The 22,548-nt window shown below is 64.0% G+C and carries 18 protein-coding genes; 13 read left to right on the top strand and 5 right to left on the bottom strand.

Annotation, left to right across the window (positions count from 1 at the left end; all coding sequences use genetic code 11):
• From L610_RS12150 to L610_RS12140, 3 genes are all read right to left on the bottom strand, one after another.
• The coding region (locus tag L610_RS12150) for a DMT family transporter (RefSeq protein WP_210246014.1) at positions 1–478 on the bottom strand (478 nt) is incomplete at its 3' end.
• A gap of 2 nt (positions 479–480) precedes the next feature.
• Positions 481–1,353: a prephenate dehydratase gene (locus L610_RS12145; protein WP_034330564.1), complete on the bottom strand. Its 873-nt coding sequence runs from the start codon at positions 1,351–1,353 to the stop codon at positions 481–483.
• A gap of 2 nt (positions 1,354–1,355) precedes the next feature.
• On the bottom strand, positions 1,356–2,087 hold the full coding sequence (locus L610_RS12140) for a 3-deoxy-manno-octulosonate cytidylyltransferase (protein WP_144705393.1): 732 nt from the start codon (positions 2,085–2,087) through the stop codon (positions 1,356–1,358).
• Positions 2,088–2,297: 210 nt separating this feature from the next.
• Here L610_RS12140 and L610_RS12135 point away from each other — a divergent pair, with 210 nt between their 5' ends.
• The 13 genes from L610_RS12135 to L610_RS12075 all read left to right on the top strand — a co-directional run bounded on the left by L610_RS12135 (position 2,298) and on the right by L610_RS12075 (position 20,359).
• Positions 2,298–3,053, top strand: a complete 756-nt coding sequence (locus tag L610_RS12135) for a cytochrome c family protein (RefSeq protein ID WP_024849204.1) — start codon at positions 2,298–2,300, stop codon at positions 3,051–3,053.
• 163 nt (positions 3,054–3,216) lie between these two features.
• The gene (locus L610_RS12130) at positions 3,217–5,091 is read left to right on the top strand and encodes an extracellular solute-binding protein (protein WP_144705391.1); all 1,875 of its coding nucleotides are present in this window, start codon (positions 3,217–3,219) and stop codon (positions 5,089–5,091) included.
• A complete protein-coding gene (locus L610_RS12125) occupies positions 5,088–6,965 on the top strand; it encodes an extracellular solute-binding protein (RefSeq protein WP_246659002.1) in 1,878 nt (625 codons plus the stop codon). The genes L610_RS12130 and L610_RS12125 overlap by 4 nt, the downstream gene beginning before the upstream one ends.
• A 71-nt stretch (positions 6,966–7,036) precedes the next feature.
• Positions 7,037–8,131, top strand: a complete 1,095-nt coding sequence (locus L610_RS12120; RefSeq protein WP_024849201.1) for a microcin C ABC transporter permease YejB — start codon at positions 7,037–7,039, stop codon at positions 8,129–8,131.
• Complete coding sequence (locus L610_RS12115; protein ID WP_024849200.1) at positions 8,131–9,279, top strand: ABC transporter permease; 1,149 nt, start codon at positions 8,131–8,133, stop codon at positions 9,277–9,279. The genes L610_RS12120 and L610_RS12115 overlap by 1 nt, the downstream gene beginning before the upstream one ends.
• Positions 9,276–10,910 (top strand): ABC transporter ATP-binding protein, encoded by a 1,635-nt coding sequence (locus L610_RS12110; RefSeq protein WP_024849199.1) that lies wholly within the window; start codon positions 9,276–9,278, stop codon positions 10,908–10,910. The genes L610_RS12115 and L610_RS12110 overlap by 4 nt, the downstream gene beginning before the upstream one ends.
• 17 nt (positions 10,911–10,927) lie before the next feature.
• Positions 10,928–11,878 (top strand): glyoxylate/hydroxypyruvate reductase A, encoded by a 951-nt coding sequence (locus L610_RS12105; protein WP_024849198.1) that lies wholly within the window; start codon positions 10,928–10,930, stop codon positions 11,876–11,878.
• A gap of 331 nt (positions 11,879–12,209) precedes the next feature.
• Complete coding sequence (locus tag L610_RS12100; protein ID WP_024849197.1) at positions 12,210–13,790, top strand: ABC transporter substrate-binding protein; 1,581 nt, start codon at positions 12,210–12,212, stop codon at positions 13,788–13,790.
• A gap of 171 nt (positions 13,791–13,961) precedes the next feature.
• Positions 13,962–14,939, top strand: coding sequence for an ABC transporter permease (locus L610_RS12095; protein ID WP_024849196.1), 978 nt, complete (start codon positions 13,962–13,964; stop codon positions 14,937–14,939).
• Between the two features lie 6 nt (positions 14,940–14,945).
• The gene (locus tag L610_RS12090) at positions 14,946–15,896 is read left to right on the top strand and encodes an ABC transporter permease (protein ID WP_024849195.1); all 951 of its coding nucleotides are present in this window, start codon (positions 14,946–14,948) and stop codon (positions 15,894–15,896) included.
• Entirely contained in the window at positions 15,896–17,524 is a 1,629-nt protein-coding gene (locus tag L610_RS12085; protein WP_144705389.1) for an ABC transporter ATP-binding protein, read from the top strand. The genes L610_RS12090 and L610_RS12085 overlap by 1 nt, the downstream gene beginning before the upstream one ends.
• A gap of 21 nt (positions 17,525–17,545) precedes the next feature.
• Complete coding sequence (locus L610_RS12080) at positions 17,546–18,097, top strand: DUF924 family protein (protein ID WP_144705388.1); 552 nt, start codon at positions 17,546–17,548, stop codon at positions 18,095–18,097.
• Positions 18,098–18,358: 261 nt separating this feature from the next.
• Positions 18,359–20,359 (top strand): long-chain-fatty-acid--CoA ligase, encoded by a 2,001-nt coding sequence (locus L610_RS12075; protein ID WP_371713054.1) that lies wholly within the window; start codon positions 18,359–18,361, stop codon positions 20,357–20,359.
• A 1,004-nt stretch (positions 20,360–21,363) separates the two neighbouring features.
• Here the strand turns inward: L610_RS12075 and L610_RS12070 are convergent.
• Together L610_RS12070 and fdhD are read right to left on the bottom strand one after the other, a co-directional pair.
• Entirely contained in the window at positions 21,364–21,621 is a 258-nt protein-coding gene (locus L610_RS12070; RefSeq protein ID WP_024849191.1) for a formate dehydrogenase subunit delta, read from the bottom strand.
• The gene (gene fdhD, locus L610_RS12065) at positions 21,611–22,435 is read right to left on the bottom strand and encodes a formate dehydrogenase accessory sulfurtransferase FdhD (protein ID WP_024849190.1); all 825 of its coding nucleotides are present in this window, start codon (positions 22,433–22,435) and stop codon (positions 21,611–21,613) included. The genes L610_RS12070 and fdhD overlap by 11 nt, the downstream gene beginning before the upstream one ends.
• Positions 22,436–22,548: the final 113 nt, after the last annotated feature.

Below are 22,548 nucleotides of genomic sequence, written 5' to 3'. Positions count from 1 at the left end.
TCGCAATCTCGCCCACGCTGAGGCTGATCGTTCCGGCATCGGGTCCCGATAAAAGCACGAGGCCTGCAAAGGCGAAGACGATGCCGACCCAGCTCATCAGGCGCGGCAGGCGCCCGAGCACCAGCCACTGCAACAGCGGCACGATCGGAACGTACAGCGCCGTCAGGAAGGCCGACTGGCTGCTGGTGATCGTCTGCAGGCCATAGGTCTGCAGGCCGTAGCCGATCGCCAGCGTGAAGCCGATCGCGATGCCGCCAAAGATTTCGCGGTGGGTAAAGCCGCGCATGCCCTTGTGGAACAGGATGCAGGTCACGGCGCCAGCAGCGAGAAAGCGGATGCCGACGAAGAATGCCGGCCCGCTCACTGTCATCGCCTTCTGGACGATGAGGAACGTGCCGCCCCACACGACGGTGATGGCGATCAGCGCGAGTTCATGGCGCGTGAACGCGAAAATGCCTTTGCGGCCTTGAACCTGCAATTTCAGTCGTCCTGATCCTGGTCCTGGGTCAGGCGGAACGGGTGGGCCTTGTAGACGCCGAGGATGCGCACTTCCTTGGAGAAGAAGGCGAGCTCCTTGAGGGCCTGGGCGACGTTCTTGTCGTCCGGATGCCCTTCGATGTCGGCGTAGAACTGCGTCGAATAGAACTTGCCGCCGAGCTGATAGCTCTCGAGCTTGGTCATGTTGACGCTGTTGGTGGCAAAGCCGCCGAGCGCCTTGTAGAGCGCGGCCGGAATGTTGTGCACCCGGAAGACGAAGGTCGTCATCATCAGTTCGGACGGGTCGGTGCGCGGCGCCCAGCGCTTTTCCTTCGACAGCACGACGAAGCGGGTGACGTTGTTCTCGGCATCCTCGACGTTCTCCTCGATGATGTCGAGGCCGTAGAGCGAGGCGGCAAGGCGCGGCGCAAGCGCGGCCTGGGACCGGTCGCCTTCTTCGGCGACGATGCGCGCGGCACCTGCCGTGTCACCCGAGACGACCGGCTTCCAGCGGTTCTTGCGGATCACCTTGCGGCACTGGCCGAGGGCGTGGATGTGGCTGTGGACCGACTTGATCCCTTCCTTCTTCACGCCCGGCAGGACCATGAGCTGGAAGTGGATCGGCAGGAAGTACTCGTCGACGATGAAAAGGCGCGACTCGGGCAAGAGATAGTGGATGTCGGCGACGCGGCCCGCGAGCGTGTTCTCGATCGGGATCATGGCGAGGTCCGCCTTGCCGGTCTCCACCGCGTTGAACGCGTCCTCGAACGACGGGCACGGCAGCGGCTCCATGTCCGGGAACATGTCGCGGCAGGCGGTGTCGGAGTTGGCACCGGGTTCGCCCTGGAACGAGATCCTGTTGGTCTTGGCAATCATGATTAGCGGCCTTCGATAAGAGCGCGGGCGCGTTCGAGGTCTTGTGGCGTGTCGACGCCGAGCGGGACGGAATTGACGATTTCGGCGTCGATACGCATGCCGGCTTCGAGCGCGCGAAGCTGCTCCAGGCTCTCGCGCTTTTCAAGCACCGACTGGCCAAGCGAGACGAATCGCTCCAGCGCTGCGCGGCGCCAGGCGTAGATGCCGACATGATGGTAGAGCGGGCCTTCGCCCCACGGGGCGGTGGCGCGGGTAAAGTAGAGCGCTCGAAGGCGCGTGGAGCTTACCGGCGAACCCACGATCTTCACCACGCTCGACGTGGTCTTTTCTTCCTCATCAACGATCTCGACGCCGAGCGTGCCGATGTCCACCGCCGGATCATCGAGCGGCGCAAGAGCTGCCTGGATCACGGCGGGATCGATCGTCGGCAGGTCGCCCTGCAGGTTGATGATGGATTCGATCTTCCCTTCCGGATCAAGCGTCTGAAGTGCCTCGAACACGCGATCGGAGCCGGACTGGTGCTTCGTATCGGTCATCACGGCTTCGTGGCCGTGAGCTCGGGCAGCATCGGCTACCTCAGGCGAATCGGTGGCGACGACGACGCGCCCCAAACCGCTCTGTCTGGCGCGGTTGGCCACGTGAACAATCATAGGACGGCCGGCAATGTCCGCAAGGGGCTTGCCTGGCAGGCGCGTCGACGCCATGCGCGCCGGTATAAGAATAAGGACTGACATAGGAATTCACGTGCTCGACAGCTGGAAAAGTGGCAAAACGTCTCACCGGGAAGCGTTCTTATATGTGTTGCAAGGAACGAGCAAAAGACCTAGTTTCCGCGCGATTTTCACCGGCACCCGCCGCACGGGGGATTTCGGCCGCGCAGGACGCAGGTTGAATTGACGCACGGCGGGCCTAGTTGGCCGGATCAAGGGAGCCTTTGGCAGATGATGGATTCGTTCGAGCTCAATAAGCTGATCGGCGCGTTCCTTGCAGTGGTGTTTGTGATGTTTTCGGTCAGCCTTGCGTCCGATACCATCTTCGCCACGCACGCGCCCGAGACCCCCGGTTACGCAGTCGCGGTCGTGGAAGGTGGCGGTGCCGGCGCTGGCGGCGAGGCTGCCGCCGAAGGCCCGTCGATCGCCGAACTGCTGCAGAACGCCGACCCGGCAAAGGGCCAGGCTGTCTTCAAGCCGTGCGCGGCCTGCCACACCGCGGAAAAGGGTGGCGCAAACAAGGTCGGCCCGAACCTCTGGGGCATCGTGAACCGTCCGGTCGCCTCGCATGAGGGCTTCAGCTACTCGGCTGGCATGCGCGAGTTCTCGCAGGGCGGTCAGGTCGTCTGGGACTACGAGCACCTCTCGGGCTTCCTGAAGGCTCCGCGTAGCTACGTCTCGGGCACCGCCATGGCGTTCGCTGGCGTGAAGAAGCCGGAGCAGGAAGCAGACCTGATCGCATACCTGCGCACTCTGGCCGACGAACCGGCTCCGCTGCCTGAGGTTGGCGCGGGCGACGCGGCCCCGGCTGAGGAAGCCGCTCCGGCCGACGCTGCTCCGGCTGCCCAGGAAGCTCCGGCAGACGCTGCACCTTCCGCTCCGGCTGACGCCGCGCCGGCACAGCCTGACACGCAGGACGACGGCACCTCCGCTTCGCCGGAGACTGCCCCGGCCACCGAGGCTCCGGCCGAGCAGCCCGCTGCGCAGTAACGCGGATTTAATCTTCGGATCACGAAAAAGCCGGGTTTAGCCCGGCTTTTTTGTTATCGTTGATCCGGGCGAGGCAAATCACCGGGGGAGCAGTTCCAATCCCCACGCAAGCGGTTACTCTCCCCGAATCGACCCGAACCGAAACCGAGGCGCGAGGACGAAGATGGGAATTTTGAGCTGGCGTAACCTGGTCGCGGGCCTGTCTGCGATGGCAACGCTTTCTGCGGCAGCCCTCCCCGCCAGCGCAGATGAATGGCGCACCACTTCGTCGCTCATCGCCGAGAACGCCGAGACCGCCCCCTTCGAGCGCTACCCGTACGTCAATCCCGACGCGCCCAAGGGCGGCACGCTGAACAGCACCGCGTTCGGCACCTTCGACAGCTTCAACCCGTTCATCATCCGCGGCACACCGGCTGCGGGAATCACCCAGGTGTGGGAAACGCTGATGGAGCAGTCGCCCGACGAGGCGGGCACCAGCCACGCGCTGATCGCCGAGGCCTTCAAGTACCCGGACGACTATTCCTCGGCCACCTACCGTCTCAGCAAGGACGCGCGCTGGCATGACGGCACGCCGATCACCGCCGAGGACGTGATCTGGTCGCTCAACGTCCTCAAGGAGATCAGCCCGCAATACAGCGGCTATTTCGCCAACGTGAAGGAAGCGGTCGCGCTCAACGACCATGAGGTCGAGTTCCGCTTCGACCAGACCGGCAACCGGGAACTCCCGCACATCATGGGCGACCTCTACGTCCTGCCGAAGCACTGGTGGGAAGGCGAGAACGCGAAAGGTCAGAAGCGCGACATCCGCAACCCGACGCTGGAGCCGCCGCTCGGCAGCGGTCCCTACAAGGTCAAGTCGTTCTCGCCCGGCAACCGCGTCGTCTACGAGCGCGTGAAGGACTACTGGGGCGAGAAGATCCCGGTGAACATCGGCCGCAACAATTTCGACGAGCTGGTCTACACCTACTTCCAGGACGACAACGCCGCCTTCGTCGCCTTCACCAAGGGCGGCATCGAGGACGTGCGGCGCGAGCTCAGCACCCGCCGCTGGGCGGTCGAGTACAAGTTCCCCGCCTTCGAGCGCGGCGACGTCATCAAGCGCGAGTTCCAGCAGGGCGGCGTGCAGCAGATGCAGGCCTTCGTGTTCAACATGCGCCTGCCGCGCTTTCAGGACCGCCGCATCCGCAAGGCCCTCACCCTCGCCTACAATTTCGAGGAACAGAACCGGCTGCAGTTCTTCGGCATGAACAAGCGGCTGTCGAGCTACTGGGAAAATTCCGAGCTCGCATCGCGGGGTCTGCCGGAGGGCAAGGAGCTGGAAATCCTCGAGCCGTTCCGCAAGGACCTGCCGCCGGAGCTGTTCATCGAGGAGTTCAAGCTGCCGGTGTTCGATTCGCGCACGGCCGAGCGTGACAATCTGCGCGAGGCGGTAAAGCTGTTCGACGAGGCTGGCTGGGCCATCAAGGACGGCCGCATGGTCAACAAGCAGACCGGCGAGCAGTTCAAGATCGAGTTCCTCGGCGGCTCGCCCACCTCTGAAGTCATCGCGGGCGGCCTGATCCAGACGCTCAGGCGTCTCGGCATTGATGCCTCGCTGCGCATCGTCGACACGTCGCAGTACGTCCAGCGCTACCAGGCCTTCGAGTTCGAGGCGATCACCGCCGGCTTCCCGCAGAGCGAATCGCCCGGCAACGAGCAGCGCGACTACTGGAGCAGCAAGGCGGCCGACTCGCCGGGCTCGCGCAATGTCCCCGGCATCAAGAACCCGGTCGTCGACGCGCTGATCGACAAGATCATCTACGCCAAGGACCGCGAGGAGCTGGTCGCCGCGACCCGCGCGCTCGACCGCGTGCTCCTCTGGAACTACTACGCGATCCCGCAGTACTACCAGCCGACGATGCGCTTCGCGTTCTGGAACAAGTTCGGCATCCCCGAGCAGCAGCCGCGCTACATCGGCGTCGACCTCATGTCGTGGTGGGTGATCCCGCAGCGGGAGGCGGCGATCGAGGAGAGCATCGAAGTCGAGGCCGGGAAATGACGCAGCGGATCGGCCTTCACCGCCGCAGCTTCCTCGCCCTCGGGGGGGCTGCAGTCATCGCGCCGCAGCTGCCGAGCATCGCCGAAGCCGAAATCAGGACGCAGACACCGCTCTACGGCATCTCGGCGTTCGGGGACCTGAAATACCCGCCGGACTTCAGGCATCTCGACTACGTCAATCCGGAAGCGCCGAAGGGCGGGCGGATCGTGCCGCAGGCGGCGGCGATCAGATTCAACCAGAACTTCAACACCTTCGACACGCTCAACAGTTACGTCCTGCGCGGCAACGGCCCGTTCGGTATGGAGCTGACCTTCGCCAGCCTGATGCAATCCACCTCCGACGAGCTGTCGAGCGCCTATGGCTATGTCGCGCGCACGGTGACGGTCAGCGACGACCGCCGCACCTGGCAGTTCGAGCTCGACCCGGAAGCCTACTTCCACGACGGCTCGCCGATCACGCCGGCGGACGTCGTCTTTTCGCTGACGACGCTGCGCGACAAGGGACACGAGAACCTCGCTTCGTCGCTGCGACAGATCGAGACCGTTGAAGCCGTCGGCGACGACAAGGTCGTCGTCACCGTGCTTGCCGACAGCAACATGTCGACGATCCTCAGCATCGTCGGCGCACCGATCTTTTCCGCCAAATGGTGGGAAGGCCGCGATTTCGAGGCAACGCTGTCCGAAGCGCCTCTTGGCTCCGGCCCCTACAAGCTCGGCCGTTTCGCCTTCGGCTCGTACATCGAGTTCGACCGGGTGCCGGACCACTGGGCGGCCAGGCATCCGCTGATGGTCGGCCGCTTCAACTTCGACCGCATCCGCTACGAATACTACCGCGACCGCACTGCGAGCTTCGAGGCGTTCAAGGCCGGGCACGTCCTGTTCCGCGAGGAATTCACCTCGCGCAGCTGGGCGCACGATTACAACTTCCCGGCCATCCTCGACGGGCGCGTCAAACGCGAGGAGATCCCGGACGAAACGCCCTCGGGCGGGCAGGCCTGGTTCCTCAACACGCGCCGGGAAAAGTTCTCCGACCCGCGCGTGCGCAAGGCGATCGGGCTGCTGTTCGACTTCGAATGGGCCAACGCGAACCTGATGTACAATTCGTATGAACGCTCGGCGTCGTTCTACGAAAAGACGGAGCACAAGGCCTCCGGCCTGCCCGACGAGGCGGAGCTGGCGCTCATGGAGCCGCTGCGCGACTCCATCCCGCCGGAAGCGTTCGAGGAGCCCTACGTTCCGCCGAAGACGGACGGTTCGGGCCGGGTGCGCGAGCTCGCGCGCGAGGCGATGAAGCTCTTCACCGAGGCGGGCTGCAAGCTCGACGGCAACCGGCTGCTCCTCCCTTCTGGCGAGCGGCTGTCGGTCGAATTCCTCGACGATGACAACACCTTCGAGCCGCACCACAACGCCTACATCAAAAACCTGCGCAGCGTCGGTATCGACGCGTCCTACCGCGTGGTTGACGCCTCGCAGTTCACTCTACGCCGGCGCGACTTTGACTTCGACATCGTCGTCGCGCGTTTCCCGATGCCGCTCTACCCGCACCGCTTCATCAAGCAGCTGTTCGGCTCGAGCAGCGCCAACGCGCCGGGCTCGTTCAACCTGGCGGGCATCGCCAGCCCCGCGATCGACGCGGTGCTGGAAAAGGTTATCGCCGCGAAGACCCCGGAAGAGTTCAGGGTGGCGAACCGCGTGATGGACCGGCTGCTGCGCGCCGGGCACTATTTCGTCTTCCAGTGGCACAAGGCCTCGCACTGGCTCGCCTACTGGGACTACTACGACAAGCCCGCCATCCGCCCGAAATATGATATCGGTGTCCTCGACACCTGGTGGACCCGCCCCGAAAGCGTTGCCGCAACCGGCATGAGCGGCTGACGCAAGCTTGCCATGCCATACCAATACGGTAGCTATTGCATGACCATATCTGAAGCCGGATCGACGACCTGATGGGCGCCTATATTCTACGCCGACTTCTGCTGATGATCCCGACCCTGCTCGGGATCATGGCCGTATCGTTCATCGTCATCCAGTTTGCGCCCGGCGGGCCCGTCGAGCAGGTCATCGCGCGGATCACCGGCGAAGGCGGCGACTCGATGGATCGCATCTCCGGTGGCGGCGGCGACATGGCCGTCAACAGCGCGGCCGAACAGGGCGACTTCCGCTATCGCGGCGCGCAGGGCCTCGACCCCGCCTTCATCGCCAAGCTCGAGCAGCAGTTCGGCTTCGACAAGCCGCCGCTCGAGCGCTTCGTCACGATGATCTGGAACTACATCCGCTTCGATTTCGGCGACAGCTATTTCCGCGACATATCCGTGGTCGACCTGATCCTCGAGAAGATGCCTGTGTCGATCTCGCTCGGTCTGTGGATCACGCTGATTTCCTACGCGATCTCGATCCCGCTCGGCATCCGCAAGGCAGTCAAGGACGGCTCGGCCTTCGACGTGTGGACCAGCGGCATCGTCATCGTCGGCTACGCGATCCCCGGTTTCCTGTTCGCGATCCTCTTGATGGTGCTGTTTGCGGGCGGATCGTTCTTCGACTGGTTCCCGCTGCGCGGCCTCGTCTCGGAGAACTGGTGGGACCTTTCCTGGCCCGAGCGCATCCTCGACTATTTCTGGCACCTGACGCTGCCGCTGACGGCGATGGTGCTCTCGGCCTTCGCGACGACGACGCTGCTGACCAAGAACTCGTTCCTGGACGAGATCCGCAAGCAATATGTCGTCACCGCCCGCGCCAAGGGCCTTTCCGAGCGCCAGGTGCTTTATGGCCACGTGTTCCGCAACGCGATGCTGCTCATCATCGCCGGCTTCCCGGCCGCCTTCATCTCGGCCTTCTTCACCGGCTCGCTCTTGATCGAGAACATCTTCTCGCTCGACGGCCTGGGCCTGCTCGGCTTCCGCTCCGTGCTTGACCGCGACTACGCCGTGGTGTTCGCAACCCTCTACATCTTCTCGCTGATCGGCCTCGTCGTTGGCCTGATCTCCGACCTCATCTACACCTGGATCGACCCCCGGATCGACTTCGAGCGGAGGGACGTCTGATGTCGGAGATCGTCGCGAAGACCGAGGTCGAAAACATCCGCCGCGCCAAGCGGCCGTTCCTGTCGCCGCTCAACCAGCGCCGCTGGCAGAATTTTAAGGCGAACCGGCGCGGATACTGGTCGCTGTGGATCTTCCTCGTCCTGTTCGTGCTGTCGATGTTCGCGGAGTTCATCGCCAACGACAAGCCGATCATCGCCTCCTACAAGGGCGAGATCCTGTTCCCGGTGCTGATCGATTACCCGGAGGAAAAGTTCGGCGGCTTCCTCGCCGTCACCGACTACCGCGATCCCGTGATCCAGGAGGAGATCGACGCCAATGGCTGGACCGTCTGGCCGCCGATCCGCTACTCCTACCGCACGGTCAACAACGACATTCCGGAAGCCGCGCCCTCGAAGCCGTCGTGGCTCTACGACCAGGAAACCCGCTGCCAGCGCTACTATGAAGGCGTCGACGATCCCAACTGCATCGTCGGCAACTGGAACTGGCTTGGCACCGACGATCAGGCGCGCGACGTGCTCGCCCGCGTCATCTACGGCTTCCGCATCTCCGTCCTGTTCGGCCTGATCCTGACGCTTGCCTCGGCCGTCATCGGCATTTCGGCCGGCGCGGTGCAGGGCTATTTCGGCGGCTGGACCGACCTCATCTTCCAGCGCGTCATCGAGATCTGGTCGTCGATCCCGGTCCTCTACCTCATCCTCATCATCGCCGCGGTTCTGCCGCCGGGCTTCTTCATCCTGCTCGGCATCATGCTGCTGTTCTCGTGGGTCGCCTTCGTCGGCGTGGTCCGCGCCGAATTCCTGCGCGCCCGCAACTTCGAATACGTCAACGCTGCGCGCGCGCTCGGCGTATCCAACCGGACGATCATGTTCCGCCACCTCTTGCCCAACGCGATGGTGGCAACGCTGACCTTCCTGCCGTTCATCCTCAATGGCTCGATTACGACGCTGACCTCGCTCGACTTCCTCGGCTTCGGCCTGCCGCCCGGCTCGGCCTCGCTGGGCGAACTCTTGCGGCAGGGCCAGCGCAACCTCAACGCGCCGTGGCTCGGCATCACCGGCTTCCTGACGCTGTCGATCATGCTGTCGCTGCTGATCTTCATCGGCGAAGCCACGCGCGACGCCTTCGACCCGCGGAAGACCTTCAGATGAGCCAGCAGCAGCCCCTCCTTTCCGTCCGCGACCTTTCCGTGGCCTTCACGCAGGGCGGCAGGGAATCGATTGCCGTCGACCACATCTCGTTCGACGTCGGCAAGGGCGAGACGGTCGCGCTCGTCGGCGAATCCGGTTCGGGCAAGTCGGTGTCGGCGCTCTCGGTGCTGAAGCTCTTGCCCTACCCTGCCGCGAGCCATCCGTCGGGCAAGATCATCTTCAACGGCGAAGACCTGCTCGCGAAGAACGAGCGCGAATTGCGCAAGGTGCGCGGCAACAAGATCACCATGATCTTCCAGGAGCCGATGACCTCGCTCAATCCGCTGCACACGATCGAGCAGCAGATCGGCGAGATCCTCAAGCTGCATCGCGGCATGGGCGACGCGGCCGCCCGCGCGCGTACGCTCGAACTCCTCAACGAGGTCGGCATCCGTGAGCCGGAAAAGCGCCTCTCCGCCTATCCGCACCAGCTTTCAGGCGGTCAACGCCAACGCGTGATGATCGCGATGGCGCTTGCCAACGAGCCGGAACTGCTGATCGCCGATGAGCCGACCACCGCGCTCGACGTCACGGTGCAGGCGCAGATTCTCGAGCTGCTTGCCTCGCTCAAGAAGAAGAACAACATGTCGATGCTGTTCATCACCCACGACCTCGGCATCGTGCGCCGCATCGCCGACCGGGTCTGCGTGATGACGAAGGGCAAGATCGTCGAGACGGGCCCAACCCGCGAGATCTTTGCCAACCCGCAGCACGAATACACCCGCCACCTGCTCGCCGCCGAGCCGAAGGGCCGCGCGCCGAACCCCGACCCGAACGCCGAGACGGTGCTGACCGGCAAGGACATCAGGGTCTGGTTCCCGATCAAGCAGGGATTCTTCCGCAAGACGGTTGATCACGTGAAGGCGGTCGACGGCATCGACATCGAGGTGAAGGCGGGCCAGACGGTCGGCGTCGTCGGCGAGTCCGGCTCGGGCAAGACGACGCTCGGCCTCGCGCTTTCCCGCATGATTTCCTCCGAAGGCCACATCCGTCTCGGCGACAGGGAAATCGACCGCTACACCTTCAAGCAGATGCGGCCGCTGCGCCGCGAGATGCAGATCGTCTTCCAGGACCCGTTCGGCTCGCTCAGCCCGCGCATGTCGGTGTCGGAGATCATCGAGGAAGGCCTGAAGATCCACCAGCCGCAGCTCAGCCGTGACGAACGCGACGCGATGGTGGTGGATGTACTCAAGGAAGTCGGCCTCGACCCGGCGACCCGCTTCCGCTACCCGCACGAGTTCTCCGGCGGCCAGCGCCAGCGCATCGCGATCGCCCGCGCCATGGTGCTAAAGCCGCGCTTCGTCATGCTCGACGAGCCGACCTCCGCGCTCGACATGAGCGTGCAGGCGCAGGTGGTCGACCTTTTGCGCGACCTGCAGGCCAAGCACCGCCTCGCCTATCTCTTCATCAGCCACGACCTCAAGGTCGTGCGCGCCCTGTCGAACCACGTCATCGTCATGCGCAACGGCAAGGTGGTCGAGCACGGTCCGGTCGAGCAGATCTTCGAGCGGCCGCAGACCGACTACACCAGGGCGCTGATCGCTGCCGCATTCGACATCAAGACCGCGCCCGAGGGCGTCGTCAGCCAGTAATTTCCGGGGGGATTTTCATGAGCAGTTCTGCGCGCGGCCGCATCCTTGTTTCGGTCACGGGATGGGACCCTTCGCAATGGGTGCGCCTGCTTGCGGGCGACCATGAAGTCATCAGCGAGCCGGACGGCCCAGCCGACCCCACCGTCGAATACGCGGTGGTGTGGAAGCACCCGCACGGCAGCCTGAAGCAGTTTCCGAACCTGAAGGCGATCTTCTCGCTCGGCGCCGGCGTTGACCATATCCTCACCGACCCGGACCTTCCCGACGTGCCTGTCGCGCGCATCGTTCAGGAGAACCTGACCCGCCACATGGTCGAGTACGTCACCTGGCGGGTGATGGACCATCACCGGCAGGGCTCAACCTATCGTGCCCAGCAGGCGGAAAAGGTCTGGTTCGAACCGAACCAGCCGACCACGGCGGAAGTCAGCGTCGGCATCATGGGCCTTGGCGAACTCGGCAGTGCCGCGGCTAAGGCGCTGCTTGGCCTCGGCTTCACCGTCAACGGCTGGACGCGCACACCTAAGTCGGTCGAGGGCGTCAACTGCTTTGCGGGCCAGGATGGCCTGCGCGACTTCCTTGCCGCCACCGACATCCTCGTCGTCCTGCTGCCGCATACGCCGGCCACCGAAGGCATTATCGACTACGAGCTGCTGCGCGGCCTTCGCCGCGACAACGCCCTTGGCGGCGCCTCCCTCATCAACGCCGGGCGCGGCAAGCTGCAGAAGGAAGCCGACATCCTTCGCGCGCTTGAGGACGGCACGCTCAAGGAAGCGAGCCTCGACGTGTTCGAGGTCGAGCCGCTGCCCGAGAACAGCGCGCTGTGGAACCATCCGCGCGTGTTCATCACGCCACATGCCGCGGCATCGTCCGACCCGCGCCACCTCGGACCGCTGATCCTCGAACAGATCGCGCGGTTCGAGCGCGGCGAGCCCCTGCTCCACCTCGTGGACATCTCCGCCGGCTACTGAGCCTGCGCAAAGGTCTTCTCCAATAAAAGTTGCGGTTGCGCTGAATCAAAGCGGCGCACGCGACGGCTGTTATTGTCATCCTGACTACTGAGCCCAGCAGAGCGAAGTTGACGCAGCGAAAACACCGCCGCGCAACGGGCATTACAGACGCAGAGATGCCCGTGCGAAAGTCATTTGAAAACAGCATTTTACGACACATCTGCCGTCGTGAGACTACAGGTTATAAACAACCCTTCCAAAACCTGGAGGGCTCCCATAAGCTATTGCCAATCGTAGCCTGGCGTAGACCGGCCGCGGAGAACCTAAAAGAACAAATTGCTTGGGAGTTATCATGCGTAAACTTCTGATTACCGCGAGCGTACTCGCCCTCGGCCTGGCAGTCATGCCTGCGTCGGCCGAAACGATCCGCTGGGCGCGGAATTCGGACGCACTGACACTGGACCCGCACTCGCAGAACCAGGGTACCACCCACACTTTCGTCCATCACATCTACGAGACCCTCGTCGATCGTGACGTCGAAGGCAGCCTCCAGCCGCGCCTGGCTACGGAATGGAAGGTGAAGGAAGACGACCCGACGGTCTGGGTCTTCAAGATCCGCGAAGGCGTCAAGTTCCACGACGGTTCCGACTTCACTGCCGAGGACGTCGTGTTCTCGCTCGACCGCGCCCGCTCCGAGAAGTCGAACCTGAAGCAGCTGCATTCGGCAGTCGAGAGCGTCACCGCCGTCGACGACTACACCGTCGAGGTGAAGATGACCGGCCCGTCGCCGCTCTATCCGAACAACCTGACCAACACCTTCATCATGGACAAGGGCTGGACGGAGAAGAACAACGCGGTCGAGGTGCAGCAGGCTGGCTCGACCGACGACAACTACGCCGTCCGCAACACCAACGGCACCGGCCCGTACATTCTCGAATCCCGCGATCCGGACGTCCGTTCGGTCCTCAAGATCAACGCGAACCACTGGGCCGAGAAGAAGCCGGACATCACCGAGATCATCTACCTGCCGATCGCCGACAACGCGACCCGCGTCGCAGCGCTTCTTTCGGGTGAGGTCGACCTCGTCCAGGACGTTCCGGTGCAGGACGTCGAACGCCTCGCCAATACCGCTGGCATCAACGTCGAGACCGGCCCTGAAAACCGTTTCATCTACTTCGGCTATCGCTTCGGCGACGCGCCGCTGAAGTCGTCGAACGTCACGGACAAGAACCCGATCAACGACCCGCGCGTACGCGAGGCGATGCATCTGGCGATCGACCGCAACGCGATCCAGAAGGTCGTGATGCGCGGCCAGTCGATCCCGACCGGCGTTGCCAACCCGCCTTTCGTCAACGGCTGGACGCCCGAGCTCGCGGCCTATCCGGAAAAGGCTGACGTTGCCCGCGCCAAGGAACTGCTCGCCGAAGCCGGCTATCCGGATGGCTTCTCGATCACGCTCGACACGCCGAACAACCGCTACGTCAACGACGAGGCTATCAGCCAGGCCGTCGTCGGCATGCTCGGCCAGATCGGCATCAAGGTGACGCTGGCATCGCGTCCGATTGCCCAGCACTCGCCGCTGATCCAGAACTCCGAGACCGACTTCTACCTGCTCGGCTGGGGTGTCCCGACCTTCGACTCGGCCTACACCTTCAACGACCTGATCCACACCAAGGCCGGCCACTTCGGCGCCTACAACCCGAGCGGCTACACCAATCCGGAGCTGGACAAGCAGATCGAGTCGCTGGCGACAGAGATCGACCTCGACAAGCGTAACGCCACCATCGCGGAGATCTGGAAGAAGGTTCAGGAAGACCGCGTCCTCCTGCCGATCCACGTCCAGGTGCTCGCCTACGCGATGAAGGACAAGTTCTCGCTGGCGGTTCACCCGGAGAACCAGCCGCGCATGTACGAAGTCACCGTCAACAAGTAACCGTAACCCATCAGCAGCTCGCGACGGCAGCAACCGTCGCGGGCTGCATTAGTTTAAGACCCGAACACCAGCTTCACGGCTTTCCTGCCTCGGCCTTCGAGGTTTCGTCGTGCAGCCGTGCGTCGACCTCCGGAATATTCCGTTGAAGATGCCACTGCGGGGAAAGTAGCCATGCTCGCCTTCATTCTGAGACGGCTCGCACAGTCCATCGTCGTGATGGCTGTCGTCGCGCTGATCGCATTCATGCTGTTCCGATATGTGGGCGACCCCGTCGCTTCGCTGCTCGGACAGGACTCGCGCCTCCAGGACTTCGAGGAGCTTCGTGAAAGGCTCGGCCTGAACGATCCCTTCTACGTCCAGTTCGGCCGCTTCATCGCCAATGCTGTGCAGGGCGAGTTCGGCATCTCCTACCGGCTGCAACAGCCGGTCAGCGAACTGATCCTCAGCCGCCTGCCGGCGACGATCGAGCTGGCCTTCGCGTCGGCAATCATCGCCCTTGTCTTCGGCCTCTCCCTTGGCGTCTTCACCGCGCTCAAGCCGCGCAGCTTCGCCGCCGGCCTCATCATGACCCTGTCGCTCGTGGGCGTGTCGCTGCCGACCTTCCTGATCGGCATCGGCCTGATTTACGTCTTCGCGGTCGAATTGCAGTGGCTGCCCTCGTTCGGGCGCGGTGACGTGGTCAGGATCGGCAGCTGGGACACCGGCCTGCTGACCAGCACCGGCATCCGCTCGCTGATCCTTCCGGCGATCACCCTGTCGCTGTTCCAGCTCACCCTTATCATGCGCCTGGTTCGCGCCGAGATGCTGGAGGTGTTGCGGCAGGACTACATCCGTTTTGCCCGCGCGCGCGGCCTGTCCAACCGGGCGATCAACTTCGGCCATGCGCTGAAGAACACGATGGTGCCGGTCATCACCATCACCGGCCTGCAGCTCGGTTCGGTCATTGCCTTTTCGATTGTCACCGAGACCGTGTTCCAGTGGCCGGGTGTCGGCTCGCTGTTCATCAACTCCGTGCAGGTCGTCGACGTGCCGGTGATGGCGGCCTACCTGATGTTCATCGCCTTTGTCTTCGTCGTCATCAACCTGATCGTCGACATCCTCTATTTCGCCGTCGACCCGCGGCTTCGCATCGGCTCGGGGCGGAGGTAAGCAACCATGAGCTCGACCAACAACAGCACCGCCGCGCAGAAGCCGCGGACGCGGTTCCAGCGTATCTGGGACTCCGACGTCTTCTTCTCGTTCCGGCGCTCTCCCGTCACCATCGTTGCGGCACTCGTGACGTTCATCCTGATCCTCGCCGCGCTGCTGGCGCCCTGGATCGCGCCGTACGACCCGTTCAATCCGGCGAGCCTCAACCTGATGGACGGCTTCACCCCGCCCAACTCTGAATCGATGATGGGCAATTATTTCGTGCTCGGCAGCGATCATCAGGGCCGCGACGTTCTCTCGACCATCCTCTACGGCAGCCGCATCTCGCTGTTCGTCGGCTTTCTGGCCACCCTGTTTGCCATGGCGATGGGCATTTCGCTCGGCCTGCTCGCCGGCTATCGCGGCGGCACCACCGACGCGATCATCATGCGCATCGCCGACATCCAGCTCTCCTTCCCGGCGATCCTGATCGCGCTGCTGATCTTCGGCATAGCCCGTGGCATCATCCCCCCGAGCAAGCAGGAAGGCATGGCGGTGTGGGTGCTGATCGTCGCGATCGGCCTTGCCAACTGGGCGCAGTTTGCCCGCACCGTGCGCGGCGCGACCATGGTCGAGAGGCAAAAGGACTACGTCTCGGCCGCCAAGCTGATCGGCGTGCATCCGCTGCGCATCCTCGTCCGCCACGTGCTGCCGAACGTGATGGCGCCTGTGCTGGTCATCGCCACCATTGGCCTTGCGCTCGCCATCATCGAGGAGGCGACGCTGTCGTTCCTCGGCGTCGGCGTTCCGCCAACCCAGCCTTCCCTCGGAACGTTGATCCGCATCGGTCAGCAGTTCCTGTTCTCCGGCGAATGGTGGATCCTGTTCTTCCCCGCCATCACCCTCGTCCTGCTTGCCCTTGCCGTGAACCTTCTCGGCGACTGGCTCCGTGATGCACTGAATCCGAGGCTGCGCTGATGACCGAGCCGATCATTTCCGTACGCAACCTCGTGGTTGAGTTCCCGCTTCGCCGCGGGCTGTTCACGGCCGTCGACGGGGTGTCGTTCGACATTATGCCGGGTGAGATTCTGGGCGTTGTCGGCGAGTCCGGCGCCGGCAAATCGATGACGGGTGCGGCCATCATCGGCCTGATCGAACCGCCCGGCCGCATCGCCAGGGGCGAGATCTATCTGAAGGGCTGCCGCATCGACAATCTGCCGCCCGAGGAGATGAGCAGCCTGCGCGGCAAGCGCATCGGCATGGTCTTCCAGGACCCGCTGACGTCGCTCAATCCGCTCTACACGATCGGGCAGCAGCTGATCGAGACGATCCGCCGCCATCTGCCGCTCAACGAGGCGCAGGCGCGCCAGCGCGCGATTGAGCTTCTTGCCGAAGCTGGCATTCCTAACCCCGAAACGCGCATCGACAGCTACCCGCACCAGTTCTCGGGCGGTATGCGCCAGCGCGTCGTCATCGCGCTCGCCCTAGCCGCCGAGCCTGAGCTGATCATCGCCGACGAACCGACCTCGGCCCTCGACGTGTCGGTGCAGGCGCAGATCATCAAGGTGCTGAAGAAACTCTGCGAGAGCCGCGGCGCGGCCGTCATGCTCGTCACGCACGACATGGGCGTCATCGCCGAGACCGCCTCGCGCATGATCGTGATGAACAAGGGCAAGATCGTCGAGACCGGCTCGGTCGGCGACATCATCAAGCGCCCGAAGGAGGATTATACGATCCGCCTCATCAAGGCGATCCCGTCGATCAAGGACGGGACGCGCCGCCACGAGGTACCCGTGTCGCCGAAGCCGCTGGTCGAGGTGAAGAACCTCACGCGCGACTTCGACCTCTCGCCCGGCTTCTTCGACCGCCTGATCAAGGGCTCGAAGCGCAACGTCGTGCATGCGGTGCGGGACGTGTCCTTCGACATCCGCAAGGGTTCGACCTACGGCCTCGTCGGCGAGTCCGGCTCCGGCAAGTCGACCTGCGCGCGCATGCTCGTCGGCCTCATCAAGCCGACCTCCGGCAACGTGCTGCTCCAGGGTGAGGACATCGCCCGTGGCCTCAGCCAGGAACGGCGGCAGATGGTGCAGATGATCTTCCAGGATCCCTACGCCAGCCTCAATCCGCGCTGGCGCGTCGGCGACATCATCGCCGAGCCGATGCGGGCGCTCAAGCTGGTCTCGAGCCGCAGCGAAGCCGAGGACCGGGTCGCCGACCTTCTCCAGCGTGTGCGCCTCGACCCGATCTCGATGCGCAAGTACCCGCACGAATTCTCGGGCGGCCAGCGCCAGCGCATCGCGATTGCCCGCGCGCTGTCGAGCCAGCCGGAGTTCATCGTCTGCGACGAGCCGACCTCCGCGCTCGACGTTTCGGTGCAGGCGCAGGTGCTCGATTTGATGCGAGACCTTCAAGACGAGTACGGGCTTACCTATCTGCTGATTAGCCACAACCTCGCCGTGGTGCGGCAGATGGCCGACGATGTTGGCGTCATGCACAGCGGCGTGCTTGTGGAACAGGGTCCGGTCGACACGATTTTCGACAACCCGCAGGCAGATTACACGCGTATGCTGCTCAATGCGGTGCCGGACATTTCGAAGGTAGAGTAAGCAACGCTAGGGGAGCTGTATATGGCAGAGGCTTGGGTCGGGGACGTTCTGGACTTCTGGTTCAAGGAGCTGACCCGCAAGGATTGGTTCGAGGGCGGCACGGAACTGGACGAGAAGATCCGCAACCGGTTCCTGGCGCTCTATGAACGGTTCAAGGTCGAACTTGAGGCCAAGAACATCAGCGACGCGAAAACCGCGCTCGCGGCCGTGATCGTGTTCGACCAGTTCCCCCGGAACATGTTCCGCAGCACCCCTGCCGCGTTCGGCACGGACGACCTGGCGCTTGCCATCGCGCGGCGCGCTCTCGACCACAAGTTCGACATCGAACTCGACGACGACGCACGCGGCTTCCTCTACATGCCGTTCATGCATTCCGAGGTCGCGGCCGACCAGGAGCGCTGCGTCGACCTGTTCCGTTCACTGCCCAACGAGGAAGGGCTGAAATACGCGATCGAGCACCGCGACATCATCGCGAAGTTCGGCCGCTTCCCGCATCGCAACCGCATCCTTGCGCGCGAAAACACCGAGGCCGAGAAAGAATTTCTGAAGTCTCATGCGGGTTACGGACAGTAGTGGGAGGACTTGTGTCCCGCGGCCCGCATGGCCATAAATAATCCCACGTCGAACCAGTGCGAAAAGCACGGAAACACGTTGGGCCCTGGGGAGGAAAATTTGGCACGTACACCGGCAAAGAAGCCCGCGGCGGCAAAAGATGCCGCAGCGGAAGGCAAAAAGACTGCACCTGAGAAGGCTGCGCCCGCAAAGACTGCAACGAAGCGGGCCGCCTCCGCCAAGGCGAAAGTTGCCGAGACTGCCGCACCTGCTCCAGCCGAGATTGCAGCGGAGAGCAAGCCGAAGAAGACGGCTGCCAGGAAGGATGCTGCCGCGCCGAAGAAGGCCGTGAAGGCGAAGGCCGAGACGGCTGCGGAGCCCAAGACTGCGGCCCCAGCCGATAGCGCGCCCGCGGCGGAGAAGAAGGTTACCGCCTCGAAAGCCAGGAAACCTTCCGCCACCGCGAAGAAGGCGGAAGCGCCGAAGAAGCAAGCAGCCACCAAGACCGCTTCGAAGAGCAAGGCGAAGGCTGCTCCTGCCAAGGAAGCCACAGCCGCCAACGGCGAATCGGCCAGCGCGAAGAAGGCCGATCGCACGGCCAGCGAGGACGTTCTCACCGCCGCCTCCCAGCCGTGGCTGGCGAGCTATCCGGAGATCGTGCCGCCGGAGATCGGCACCATCACCGACAAGTCGCTCGGCGACATGATGCTGAAGGCCTGCAGCACCTATGCCAACCGCCCCGCCTTCATCTCGATGGGCAAGGAGCTGAGCTACGCCGACCTCGAAAAGGCATCGGAACACCTTGCCGCCTTCCTGCAGTCGCGCGGGCTTGAAAAGGGCGCGCGCATCGCGCTGATGATGCCGAACATCCTGCAGTACCCGGTCGCGCTGATGGCGGCGCTGCGGGCGGGCTATGTCGTCGTCAACGTCAACCCGCTCTACACGCCGCGCGAGCTCGAGCACCAACTGAACGACTCCGGCGCCGAAGCAATCGTCATCCTCGAGAATTTCGCCGCCACCCTGCAGGCGGTGGTCGACAAGACGAAGCTCAAGCACATCATCGTCGCCTCGATGGGCGACATGCTGGGGGTCAAGGGCCCGCTGGTGAACTTCATCGTGCGCCGCGTGCGCAAGATGGTCCCGGCCTGGCAGCTGCTGGACTACATCAGCTTCAAGGACGCGCTGAAACAGGGCAAGACCCGCAGCTTCCGCAAGGTCGAAGTGACCCAGGACGACGTCGCGTTCCTGCAGTACACCGGCGGCACCACCGGCGTTTCCAAGGGCGCGACGCTGCTCCATCGCAACATCCTCGCCAACGTGCTGCAGACCGAATTGTGGCTTGAGACCGCCTACCAAAAGCGTCCGCGCCCGCGCCAGCTGACACTGGTCTGCGCGCTGCCGCTCTATCACATCTACGCGCTCACGGTGAACGCGTTCATGGGCATGCGGCTCGGCGGCCACAACATCCTGATCGCCAACCCGCGCGACATTCCCGGCTTCGTCAAGGAACTGAAGAAGTATCAGATCAACTTCTTCCCCGGCCTCAACACGCTGTTCAACGCGCTGCTCAACAACGAGGAATTCCGCAAGCTCGACTTCAAGTCGCTGCTGCTCACCTTCGGCGGCGGCATGTCGGTGCAGAAGCCGGTAGCCGACCGCTGGCGCGAGGTGACCGGCAACATCATCGCCGAGGGCTACGGCCTCTCCGAGACCTCACCCGTGGTGACCGCCAACCGCTTCGACGCCGACGAGTTTACCGGCACGAYCGSCCTGCCGCTGCCCTCGACCGAGGTCGCCATCCGCGACGAGCACGGCAACGACATGCCGCTCGGCGAGGTGGGCGAGCTCCTGATCCGCGGCCCGCAGGTAATGCAGGGCTACTGGAACCGCCCGGACGAGACGGCCAAGGTGTTCACCGCCGACGGCTTCTTCCGCTCCGGCGACATGGGGTTCATGGACGAGCGCGGCTACATCAAGATCGTCGACCGCAAGAAGGACATGATCCTCGTCTCGGGCTTCAACGTCTATCCGAACGAGATCGAGGAAGTGGTGGCGATGCACCCCGGCGTGCTCGAAGTCGCCGCCATCGGCGTGCCAGACGAGAAATCGGGCGAAGTGCCGAAGGTGTTCGTCGTCAAGAAGGATCCGGCGCTCACCGAGCAGGAGATCATCGACTTCTGCCGCGACAAGCTCACCAACTACAAGCGCCCGCGCAAGGTCGAATTCCGCACCGAGCTGCCGAAGACGAATGTCGGCAAGATCTTGCGCAGGGAGCTGAGGTAGCGCTTAGGCAGGCTGAGGCGGTGCTTTTCCAGCGCCCCCTCCACCATGCTTCGCATGGTCTCCCTCCCCCACAAGTGGGGGAGGATCCGCGGGTCGCGGACTTCATCGGACCTGCGTATTTCTTTTGAAGCGGCGTCGACGCGCACTCATTCGAGTCCGGCAATAACCCTGCCAACCGGGTCCTGTCGGGTCGCCTCATCCTGGGCGGTCGAGGTTGTACGCCTGCGTTCCCAACCTTTGCTCAGGAAAACACACCCCTCTCCACCGGCACGCCGGGGATCCTCCCCTGCAACGCGGGGGAGGTGGCGCGAAGCGCCGGAGGGGGCTCGTAGAGAGCCACGGTTGCGGCAAAGCGGCGTCGATCTGCTCGGCGCAAGATTGAAGCGCTTATCCCGACACCGTGGTCCGGGTCACCCTCAGACGAGCCCTGTGCTCAGCCGCCACCGCAGCAGGTCACCGTTCCGGCATGGATCCTCGGCTCAAGGCCGAGGATGACGAAGATTGAGAAGCCTGCGCCTATTGGGAGGCCAAGAACCAAGGGGGCCGAGGGGCGTCTGTCGGCCAGGCGTCAACATCCCCAACTCGTCACCCTCGGGCTTGACCCGAGGGTCCATGCCTGAACGCTTCAGCCCCGCAGCGGTGCAGAACTGCTGCTACCCGTTGAAGCGCTTATCCGGAACACAGCGGTCCGGTTAACCTTCAGACGGATCCTGTGCTCAGCCGCCACCGCAGCACGACGTCACCGTTCCGGCATGGATCCTCGGCTCAAGGCCGAGGATGACGAAGATTGAAAAGCCTGCGCCTATTGGGAGGCTAGGATCCGAGGGGGCGGAGGCGCATCCGTCCACCAGGCATCAACATCCCCACCTCGTCACCCTCGGGCTTAACCCGAGGGTCCATGCCTGAACGCTTCAGCCCCGCAGCGGTGCAGGAATGTGGGGACCACTACGCGTGCACGCGCATATGGCGCCTCGGGTAGCAGACCCTCTCCGAGCTCACCGCCCCTACGCGACCTTATCGGCCGGCGCGGGGCGCTTGATGGAGGGTGCCGCCTCGAGCACGATCGGCTTCAGCCCCTCGCCGCCCGCGTCGAGCACCTCGAACAGGTGGCGGCGCATCCGCGGCTCCCAGAACTTGTTGATGTGTTCGGCAACCCCGGCCACGCCCTCGGCGCGGTTGGTCTTCGACTCAAAAAAGGTGCCGATCTGGTTGGCCATGCGGATCAGCTTGGCATGCGAACTGTGTGCGGCGTCATGCGACATGGCGGATGGCTCCGTCTGAAATGCGATGCGAATGGGTGAAAACGTCGAAATCCTCGCCGCGCACCAGCGCGACGAGCGTCATGCCGGCGGCGTCCGCCGTGCGGATGGCAAGCGCGGTCGGCGCCGATACGGCAAGAATGAAGGGCGCGCCGATGGCCGCCGTCTTCTGCACCATCTCGACCGAGACGCGCGAGGTAACGACCACCGCGCCGGACGATCCGGCAACGCCAGCCTTCGCCAGCGCGCCGGCCAGCTTGTCGAGCGCGTTGTGGCGGCCGACATCCTCGCGGGCGGCCACGATGCCCTTGCCGGGCACGTAGAACCCCGCGGCATGCACCGCGCCGGTCTGGCGGTGGAATGGCTGCTGTTCGGACAAAAGCCGCACGGCCTCGACGATCTGGTCGGGCGTCAGCGTCAGCGGCGAGGTTTTCACCTCGCAGACCGCGCGCATCGCCTCGTCGATCGACTCGATACCGCAAAGGCCGCAGCCGACGGGCCCCGCAAGGCGGCGGCGGCGCGCCTGAAAGCGCGTGTTCGCCTGATCCTTCAGCCGGATCTGGATATCGACGCCTTCGCCGACGTCCTCGACCGTAATCTCCTCGATCTCCTCCGGCGAGGCGATGATGCCTTCCGTCAAAGAGAAGCCGAGCGCGAAGTCGTGGAGGTCTGAGGGGCTTGCCATCATCACCGCATGGGTGGTGCCGGCATAGGAGAGCGCGACCGGCGTCTCCTCCGGCACGTTGCGGTCAGCCGTCCGGATGCCGTCGGCGCGGCGGGTAAGCCTCGAAGTAGACGTGACGGGCGGACGGTTCATGCTGCTTGCTCCAACAGGAATGCCTTTCCCAGCCTAGCACGAGTTGCGCGGTCGCGCCTCCCGCGTGAAGCCGGGGAAGCGCGCCGGGGCGGGCGCGCTTCCTCTCCCCTGAG

The organism is Aminobacter sp. J44 (genome assembly GCF_007829415.1).
Taxonomy (GTDB): Bacteria; Pseudomonadota; Alphaproteobacteria; order Rhizobiales; family Rhizobiaceae; genus Aerobium.
The sequence above is the reverse complement of the archived record's forward strand: the minus strand, read 5'-3'. Positions and strand labels throughout refer to the sequence as shown.